Origin of the sequence: Pseudomonas sp., assembly GCF_036404235.1 — a bacterium.
In the GTDB taxonomy this organism is placed as follows: domain Bacteria; phylum Pseudomonadota; class Gammaproteobacteria; order Pseudomonadales; family Pseudomonadaceae; genus Aquipseudomonas.
Genome location: NZ_DASWOT010000017.1, coordinates 88,949 through 96,748 on the forward strand (window position 1 = coordinate 88,949; position 7,800 = coordinate 96,748).

At 57.4% G+C, this 7,800-nt stretch carries 7 protein-coding genes and 1 pseudogene; 5 read left to right on the forward strand and 3 right to left on the reverse strand.

What is annotated here, in order from left to right:
• Nucleotides 1–26: 26 nt before the first annotated feature.
• Nucleotides 27–1,517, reverse strand: a complete 1,491-nt coding sequence (locus tag VGC62_RS02420; protein ID WP_331185482.1) for an aldehyde dehydrogenase family protein — start codon at nucleotides 1,515–1,517, stop codon at nucleotides 27–29.
• 158 nt (nucleotides 1,518–1,675) lie between these two features.
• Between VGC62_RS02420 and VGC62_RS02425 the strand changes: the two genes are divergently transcribed.
• The 4 genes from VGC62_RS02425 to VGC62_RS02440 all read left to right on the forward strand — a co-directional run bounded on the left by VGC62_RS02425 (nucleotide 1,676) and on the right by VGC62_RS02440 (nucleotide 6,353).
• Nucleotides 1,676–2,581 (forward strand): LysR family transcriptional regulator, encoded by a 906-nt coding sequence (locus tag VGC62_RS02425; protein WP_331185483.1) that lies wholly within the window; start codon nucleotides 1,676–1,678, stop codon nucleotides 2,579–2,581.
• 470 nt (nucleotides 2,582–3,051) lie between these two features.
• The gene (gene pncB / locus VGC62_RS02430; protein ID WP_331185484.1) at nucleotides 3,052–4,251 is read left to right on the forward strand and encodes a nicotinate phosphoribosyltransferase; all 1,200 of its coding nucleotides are present in this window, start codon (nucleotides 3,052–3,054) and stop codon (nucleotides 4,249–4,251) included.
• A 63-nt stretch (nucleotides 4,252–4,314) separates the two neighbouring features.
• A complete protein-coding gene (gene nadE / locus VGC62_RS02435; protein ID WP_331185485.1) occupies nucleotides 4,315–5,142 on the forward strand; it encodes an ammonia-dependent NAD(+) synthetase in 828 nt (275 codons plus the stop codon).
• 188 nt (nucleotides 5,143–5,330) lie between these two features.
• Nucleotides 5,331–6,353: a DUF1338 domain-containing protein gene (locus tag VGC62_RS02440; RefSeq protein ID WP_331185486.1), complete on the forward strand. Its 1,023-nt coding sequence runs from the start codon at nucleotides 5,331–5,333 to the stop codon at nucleotides 6,351–6,353.
• 80 nt (nucleotides 6,354–6,433) lie between these two features.
• On the opposite strand, the gene azu is transcribed toward VGC62_RS02440, so the two are convergent.
• Nucleotides 6,434–6,880 (reverse strand): azurin, encoded by a 447-nt coding sequence (gene azu / locus VGC62_RS02445; RefSeq protein WP_331185492.1) that lies wholly within the window; start codon nucleotides 6,878–6,880, stop codon nucleotides 6,434–6,436.
• 414 nt (nucleotides 6,881–7,294) lie between these two features.
• On the opposite strand from azu, the gene VGC62_RS02450 reads away from it, so the two are divergent.
• Entirely contained in the window at nucleotides 7,295–7,477 is a 183-nt protein-coding gene (locus tag VGC62_RS02450; protein ID WP_331185487.1) for a hypothetical protein, read from the forward strand.
• Between the two features lie 133 nt (nucleotides 7,478–7,610).
• Here the strand turns inward: VGC62_RS02450 and VGC62_RS02455 are convergent.
• A pseudogene (locus tag VGC62_RS02455) lies at nucleotides 7,611–7,800 on the reverse strand (transglutaminase family protein); the annotation flags it as partial.

Below are 7,800 nucleotides of genomic sequence, written 5' to 3' on the forward strand. Positions count from 1 at the left end.
CCAGAATCATCTGGCCGTTCTAGATATCAATCAAACGTAATCCCCTGCGCCAGCGGCAACTCGCGGGAGTAGTTCACCGTCGCGGTCTGGCGACGCATATAGCCTTTCCACGCATCGGACCCCGACTCACGACCACCACCGGTTTCCTTCTCGCCGCCGAACGCCCCGCCGATCTCCGCGCCGCTCGGGCCGATGTTGACGTTGGCGATTCCGCAATCGCTGCCCAGCGCCGAAACAAACTGCTCGGCCTCACGCACATCTGTGGTGAAAATGCACGAAGACAAGCCCTGCGGTACGTCGTTGTTCAGGCGCACGGCTTCAGCGAAGTCGTCATAGCCAATGACATACAAAATCGGCGCGAAAGTTTCGCTGCGCACCACATCGCTCTGCTCCGGCATTTCAACAATCGCAGGTGACACGTAATACGCATTGGGGAATTGATCTTCCAACTGACGAGTGCCACCGAATACCTTGCCGCCTTCGCTCAGGGCCTGCTCCAGCGCGTCCTGCATATTTTCGTAGCTGGCTTTGTCGATCAACGGGCCGATCAAATTGCCTTGCAGCGGATGACCGATGCGCACTTTGGCGTAGGCTGCTTTGAGGCGCTCGACAAATTCCGCCTTGACTGAATGGTGCGCGATCAAGCGACGCAACGTGGTGCAGCGCTGACCGGCTGTGCCCACCGCGCTGAACAGCACGCCGCGTACCGCCAGGTCCAGATCGGCGCTTGGCGTGAGGATCATCGCGTTGTTGCCGCCCAACTCAAGAATGCTACGAGCGAAACGTGCCGCAACTTTGGGCGCTACTTCACGGCCCATTCGCGTGCTGCCGGTGGCGCTGATCAGTGCGACACGCGGGTCGTCGACCAACGCAGCGCCAGCATCACGGCCCCCGATGACCACTTGCGTCAGGTATTCAGGCGCATCCGCAAACCCCTTGACGACACGATCAAACAACGCTTGGCAGGCCAGCGCAGTGAGTGGGGTCTTTTCCGAGGGTTTCCAGATCACCGAGTTGCCACAGACCAACGCCAGCGCGGTGTTCCACGACCAGACCGCTACCGGGAAGTTGAACGCGCTGATCACGCCCACAATGCCCAGCGGATGCCAGGTTTCACGCATGTGATGGCCTGGGCGCTCCGACGCGATAGTCAAACCGTACATCTGGCGAGACAGGCCGACGGCGAAGTCGCAGATATCGATCATCTCCTGCACTTCACCCAGACCTTCCTGAGTGATCTTGCCCGCTTCCCACGACACCAGTTCGCCCAGATCCGCCTTGTGCGTACGCAACGCCTCGCCGAACAAACGAATCAGCTCACCGCGACGCGGCGCTGGCACCTTGCGCCAGGCTTCGAACGCATGATCGGCGCGGGTGATGCGCTGCTCGACTTCAGCGGCACCTTCCCAACTGACGGAAGCGACCTTGCTGCCATCAACAGGAGTATGAACAGGCGTGTCGCCCTTCTGATACAGAACGGGGTCGACACCGAGGCGAGTGAGCAGATCGGTAAGCATGGTTTCTCCTGATTCTTGAGCGCTGACTAGCGAATGCGGAATACTGAAATTCGGTTATTTCGTCAGCTTGTAGTAATAACTGGCCTGAAGCAGTCCAACAAACGACCATTAGGCGAGATATCATTCCTTTTTTTCATGCTGATGCATAAGGCCTGAATATGCTGAACAAACGCCACCTGCCTTCGATCACCGCCCTGCAATGTTTTGAAGCCGTTACCCGGCACCTGAGTTTTACTCGCGCGGCCGAGGAGCTGAATCTGACCCAAAGCGCGGTGAGCAAACAAGTGGCGCAACTGGAAGATTTGCTCCAGCACTTGTTGTTCCGTCGGGTGCGTCGACGCCTGCAACTGACCCCCGCAGGCGCGCTTTACCTGGGTGAAGTGCGCAAGATCCTGAGCCAGGTCGAAATGTCGACCCACTTCCTACGCTCCTACGGCGGCGAGACTGAGGTCCTGCGGGTGTCGACACCTTCAACCTTCGGCGCACGCTGGCTGGTGCCGCGATTAAAAGGCTGGCGTCTGCGTCATCCACACATTCATCTAGACCTGATCAACGAACAGGAGAGCGATGATCTGGCGCAGGGCCGTTGCGACGTGAGCTTCTATTTCGGCCAGGGTGCGCGGCCTGGGGCCGAATGCGTGAAGTTGTTCAGCGAGGAGCTGATCCCGGTTTGCTCGCCCGGCAGCTTGCCTGACACGCCATTTAACGAACCCACGCAACTAAGCGAACTGGTATTGCTGCAAAGCGCGTCACGCCCGCAAGCCTGGCACGACTGGTTCGAGAGTCAGGGCTATCAGACCGAGCACAGTTATCATGGGCCGCGTTTCGATACCTTCTATATGTGCATTCGCGCAGCCCAAGTGGGGTGCGGCGTCGCGCTATTGCCACGGTTTCTGGTGGAAGAGGAACTGGTCGACGGCAAGCTGGTTATCCCCTGGACTCACGCGCTGCCGAGTCGCGACGCCTATCACCTGGCGTACCCCGAGCACGCGGCGGACGTGCCCAAGATCAGGGATTTTGTGGCGTGGATGCTGGAGCAGTTGGATCAGCCAACGCCGGAGTGACACCTCAATTGTAGGAGCGCGGCTTGCCCCGCGATCTGGCGCGCAGCGGCAGTAAACCCGGTGTGCGCGGTCTGCCTGTCACACCCTGTGCGCAGGTTTTACGACGGGTTCCCCGCCGGTCGCGGGACAAGCTCAGCTCCAACATGTGGGGGCGGGGTCAAAACGCATTGTAGGAGCCAACGTGTTGGCGAAGCGACCAACGCGGTGCGCACTTCACTGAGCCACCGCATCGCCAACACGTTGGCTCCTACAGACGAGATGAATCGCGTTAGTTGGGGGTGTGCGCAGCTGATAGGCGATCCGGGTAAAGCCAAACAAATCTGCCCCAATGCTCCCTGCGCTGGCATTATGTCCGGCATCATCAATAACAAACCGAATTTACCGCAGCAGGCTCGACTGCCGGTTGAAGCAACACCCGACTTGAATTCCATTGGCCGCGTCTGGCGGCCGCTGCTGGCTGGAGCGACACAATGAGTGAGAGCGCCTTCACGGATCGCATCGTGCAAAACCTGCTCGACACCGACCTCTACAAGCTGACCATGATGCAAGCTGTGCTGCACAACTACCCCAACGTAGAGGTGGAGTGGGAGTTTCGTTGCCGTAACGGCGAGGATCTACGGCCGTACTTGATGGAGATTCGCCACCAGATCGAGCAACTGTGCGAGCTGTCTCTGAGCACCGAGGAGACGAATTTTCTCGACCGCATCAGCTTTATGAAGCCAGACTTCCTGCGCTTCCTCGGTCTGTTCCGCTTCAATATGCGCTATGTGCAGACCACCATTGAAAACGACGAACTGTGCATTCGCCTCTGCGGCCCTTGGCTGCACGTGATCCTGTTCGAAGTGCCACTGCTGGCCATCGTCAGCGAGGTGCGCAATCGCCATCTTCATCCGCATGTTCAACTCAGCGAAGCGCGGGACCAGCTGTATCGCAAGTTCGACTGGCTGACCGCCACGGCCACACCCGATGAGCTGGCCGAGCTGAAGGTTGCTGACTTCGGCACGCGTCGGCGGTTTTCCTTCGCCGTGCAAGAAGAAATCGTCTCCGTTCTGAAAGCCGATTTCCCTGGCCAGTTCGTCGGCACCAGCAACGTGCATCTGGCACGCAAACTCGACCTCAAGCCTCTGGGCACCATGGCCCACGAATGGATCATGGCCCATCAGCAACTCGGCCCGCGTCTGATCGACAGCCAGATCGCCGCCCTCGATTGCTGGGTCCGGGAATACCGAGGGCTACTGGGCATCGCGCTCACCGACTGCATTACCACCGACGCATTTTTGCGCGATTTCGATTTGTTTTTTGCCAAGCTATTCGATGGTCTGCGCCATGACTCAGGCGACCCCGTGCAATGGGCGGAAAAGTGCATCGCTCATTACCTGCGGCTCGGGATTGACCCGATGAGCAAGACTTTAGTGTTCTCCGATGGGCTCAATCTGCCCAAGGCATTGGAAATATTCCGTACATTGCGCGGTCGGATCAATGTCAGCTTTGGTATTGGTACCAATCTGACAGCCGATATACCCGGCGTTGCGCCGATGAACATCGTGTTGAAAATGATCGCCTGTGCAGGCCAGCCGGTGGCGAAGATTTCCGACGAGCCAGGCAAGACCCAATGTAAGGACCCCAATTTCGTGTCCTACTTGCGTCATGTATTCAAGGTGCCAGCCTGACCCGAGCACCCGTACCCCCTCTTTGATATGCCTACTTTTCTTCTTCTGTATAAGGAGTGAATCATGCAAGCCGTACAGCTCGAGATCGCAAAAGAGCTCAAGGTCCAAGCGCCTTTCGCCAATCCAGGCGAGCTTGAAACCGAGATCGCGCGTCGCGTTCAGTTCATCAAGGACTGCCTGCAGAATGCGCGGCTCAAAGTGCTGGTGCTGGGTATCAGCGGCGGGGTCGACTCGCTGGCTGCCGGGCTGCTGGCGCAACGCGCGGTGAACGAACTGCGTGAAAGCACTGGCGACAACGCCTACCAGTTCATTGCAATGCGCCTGCCGTATCACATTCAGCACGACGAACACGAAGCCACCGCGTCGGTCGATTTCATCAACCCGGATGAACGCCATACCGTGGACATCGCACCGTCGGTGAAAGCCTTGGTCGAGCAAGTGAAGGCTTTCGAAGGTCAGTCTGAAGCGGCTGTGGACTTCGTCAAAGGCAACATCAAGGCACGCACGCGAATGATGGCGCAGTACACCGTCGCCGGTGTACGCGGCGGGTTGGTGATCGGCACCGACCATGCGGCGGAAGCAGTGATGGGCTTTTTCACCAAGTTCGGTGACGGCGCCTGTGACCTGGCGCCACTGAGCGGGCTGGTGAAAAATCAGGTCCGCGCCATCGCTCGCCGTTTTGGAGCGCCGGAAAATCTGGTCGAGAAAATTCCGACTGCTGACTTGGAAGACCTGGTCCCCGGTAAACCGGACGAAGCGTCCCACGGCGTGACTTATGCCGAGATCGACGCCTTCCTGCACGGCGAGCCGCTGCGCCAGGAAGCATTCGACATCATCGTCAACACCTACCGCAAGACCCAGCACAAACGGGACTTGCCGTATGCTCCGTAGGAACCGCGGCAAGCGCTAAGCTGCAAGCGGCAAGCTGAGCAAGGTCTTGAACTGGCAGCTTGCCGCTCACAGCTGGAACGCGGCGATCAATAGAAAAAGGAATGAACCCGTCGATTTTTTTCGCTTGTCGGGTCTCGCCATCATGGCTTACATAGCGGCCTAACTTTCCATAGTCAGAGCCGCTGCCCATGTCGTCCTTCCAAGGCCTTTTCTCGCTTGTTGCATCGACCGTCGGCCAACCTGCCGCCGACTGGCTAAAAGACCACGTTGAAGTACCTGCGCGCTTGCACGCATTCGCCTGGCGTGAAGAGGCGATCCACCGCGTGTGGCTGGCCGAAGCGCTCAACCTGTGCCTCTTCCACAAGCTGGTGGAAACGGTGCCGGACGGGCGTCGGTATGTTGATGAGCAAGCACAGAACGGTCGCAAAGTGGTGTTCGACCACGGTGCCATACGCACGGTGGACTGGGCGAACAATGGCGAGTTGCCTCGTGGCCGCCAGGCATTTGCTCGGATACTTGAGCCGCTGGGCTTCAGCGACGTACGCACTTACCCGTTGACCAAGCTGAATATGACCGGTTGGGGTTATCGCCAGTTGGATCTGCCGGAGGACATCTCGCAATTCTTTGTCTCGGAACTGCATCCCGGACGCTTGAGCGAAGCCTTCCAGCAGGCCGTTAGCCGAGTCGTCGGTTCGAGCCGCGATCCCTTGACTGCCGAACACCTGAGCATCCTCAAGCGCCTGCAAGTCACCCGCCATTGCAGTCTGGAAGAAGCCACGCAGTTGCTGCCAGGCATCTATTGGGCATTTGGTCGTCAACACGGTGTTGTGAGTGAAGCCGACTACCGCCAATTGCTCGGCGAAAGTGCAGAAATGGCCTGGATCGCCACCGAAGGCAATAGCTTCAACCATCTGACAGATCGGGTCGTTGATCTGCAATCGGTGGTGGAAGAACAGATTCGCCGAGAACGCCCGATGAAGGACAGCATTGAAGTGTCGACGTCAGGCCGCGTGATGCAAACGGCCTACAGGGCCTGTACCGTTGAGCGTGCCCTGCTCGACAGTAACGGGCAGTTGCAGGTGCATCGAGTGCCAGGATCTTTCGTTGAGTTCATTCAGCGCAAGATCAACCCGGACAACGGCAAGATCGACCTGAACTTTGATAGCAGCAATGCTCAGGGTATTTTCAAAATGACAGGTTCGACAGTCTGATCAGTGAGTACATTGGCACGACAGCCAAAAGCTGCAACAACGGCGACCCGAGGCATTGAGTCGCCGTTTTGCGAGTGCGCTTATTTCAGCGTCACAACGCCTTTCATCATGCTGATGTGGCCAGGGAACGAGCAGAAGAACGTGTAATCCTGCCCCGCTTCAAGTTTTGCCACATCAAAGCTCACCGAGTCCTTCTCGCCGGCCCCGATGACTTTGGTGTGAGCGATCACACGTGTGTCGCCTTCTTTGAGGTACTGCTTGTCAATGCCAGCGCTCAAACCATCAGTGGCAATTGGCTGAGCGTCGGCGGTTTTACTCAGCACCCAGTTATGGCCCATGACGTTTTTCGGCAAGCTGCCGGAGTGTTCCAAATTGACCGTGAAGGTCTTGCAGCTTTTGTCGATCTCAATGGCTTTGGTGTTGAAGGTCATCTGGTCCGTCGAGTCGACGGTGACCGAGCACTCTGCCGCCAGTAAGTGACCGCTGGTCAGGGTCAGCAGGGATACAGCTACCAGTTTGCGAATCATCATGAGTCTCCAGAAAGGTTATTTTTGATTTTGTTGTATGCGAAGACCGCACAAACTAAAAACAATTTCCAATGGCGTACCCCAAAAGATCGACTGATAAGCCGCTCTATCAGGATCATCGAGATAATCAAGCAGCCCATCGTAAGGGGCCGAACTACCATAGCGACATCATCACAAATGAGTAATTGCCATGGCACTTAGTAGCCTTTTCCGTAATGTGCTCGTCGCCTATGCCTGTGGCGCCAGTGGAATTTACGTGAGTGCCCCTCAGTTGGATAGTGAGCAGGGACCTCTACCAAGGGATACCAACCCGGCTTGACGCACCATGAACGTGCCGTCCGACAGCGTTTAAGTGTGCCGTGCGGCTTTCTCAGGCAGAATGAGCACACTTCACTACTGCCCAGAGGATTGCCCATGGCCAAACCCAACTATTCCTTCGCGAAACGTCAGAGAGATTTGGCCAAAGAGCAGAAGAAAGAAGAGAAGCTGCAGCGCAAACAGCAAGCAGTGCAGGATGAAGCGGCTGTAGAAGGCGAGACTGTAGACGATCAGGCAACCGGTGAGTCCGAAGAAAAACCTGAATCTCCTGCTCAGTGATCCATTGAATTCGTGGGTGTTCTTGTAGGAACTACCGAAGGCTGCGATTGCGGTGTGTCATATAACCCGCATCGTAGCCTTTGGCAGCTCCAACGGAGCGCATCCGCAATTGCACTGTCGAGCGCTGCCAAACTCAGCCCGTTATCGGCATCACCGTCACCCGCACTTCCGGATCATGGCTCCCGCCGCCAAGAATCACGCCCCGCAACGGCGAAACGTCCGAAAAATCCCGGCCCCACGCCAGACTGATGTGCTCCAACGCAGGTTGGACATTGTTGGTCGGATCGAAATCGACCCACCCCAACACCGGACAAAACACCGAT

Bases quoted from the DNA above. Each gene is read 5' to 3' on its own strand.
- VGC62_RS02420 (WP_331185482.1), bottom strand. From the start codon at position 1,517: ATGCTTACCGATCTGCTCACTCGCCTCGGTGTCGACCCCGTTCTGTAT.
- VGC62_RS02425 (WP_331185483.1), top strand. From the start codon at position 1,676: ATGCTGAACAAACGCCACCTGCCTTCGATCACCGCCCTGCAATGTTTT.
- pncB (WP_331185484.1), top strand. From the start codon at position 3,052: ATGAGTGAGAGCGCCTTCACGGATCGCATCGTGCAAAACCTGCTCGAC.
- nadE (WP_331185485.1), top strand. From the start codon at position 4,315: ATGCAAGCCGTACAGCTCGAGATCGCAAAAGAGCTCAAGGTCCAAGCG.
- VGC62_RS02440 (WP_331185486.1), top strand. From the start codon at position 5,331: ATGTCGTCCTTCCAAGGCCTTTTCTCGCTTGTTGCATCGACCGTCGGC.
- azu (WP_331185492.1), bottom strand. From the start codon at position 6,880: ATGATTCGCAAACTGGTAGCTGTATCCCTGCTGACCCTGACCAGCGGT.
- VGC62_RS02450 (WP_331185487.1), top strand. From the start codon at position 7,295: ATGGCCAAACCCAACTATTCCTTCGCGAAACGTCAGAGAGATTTGGCC.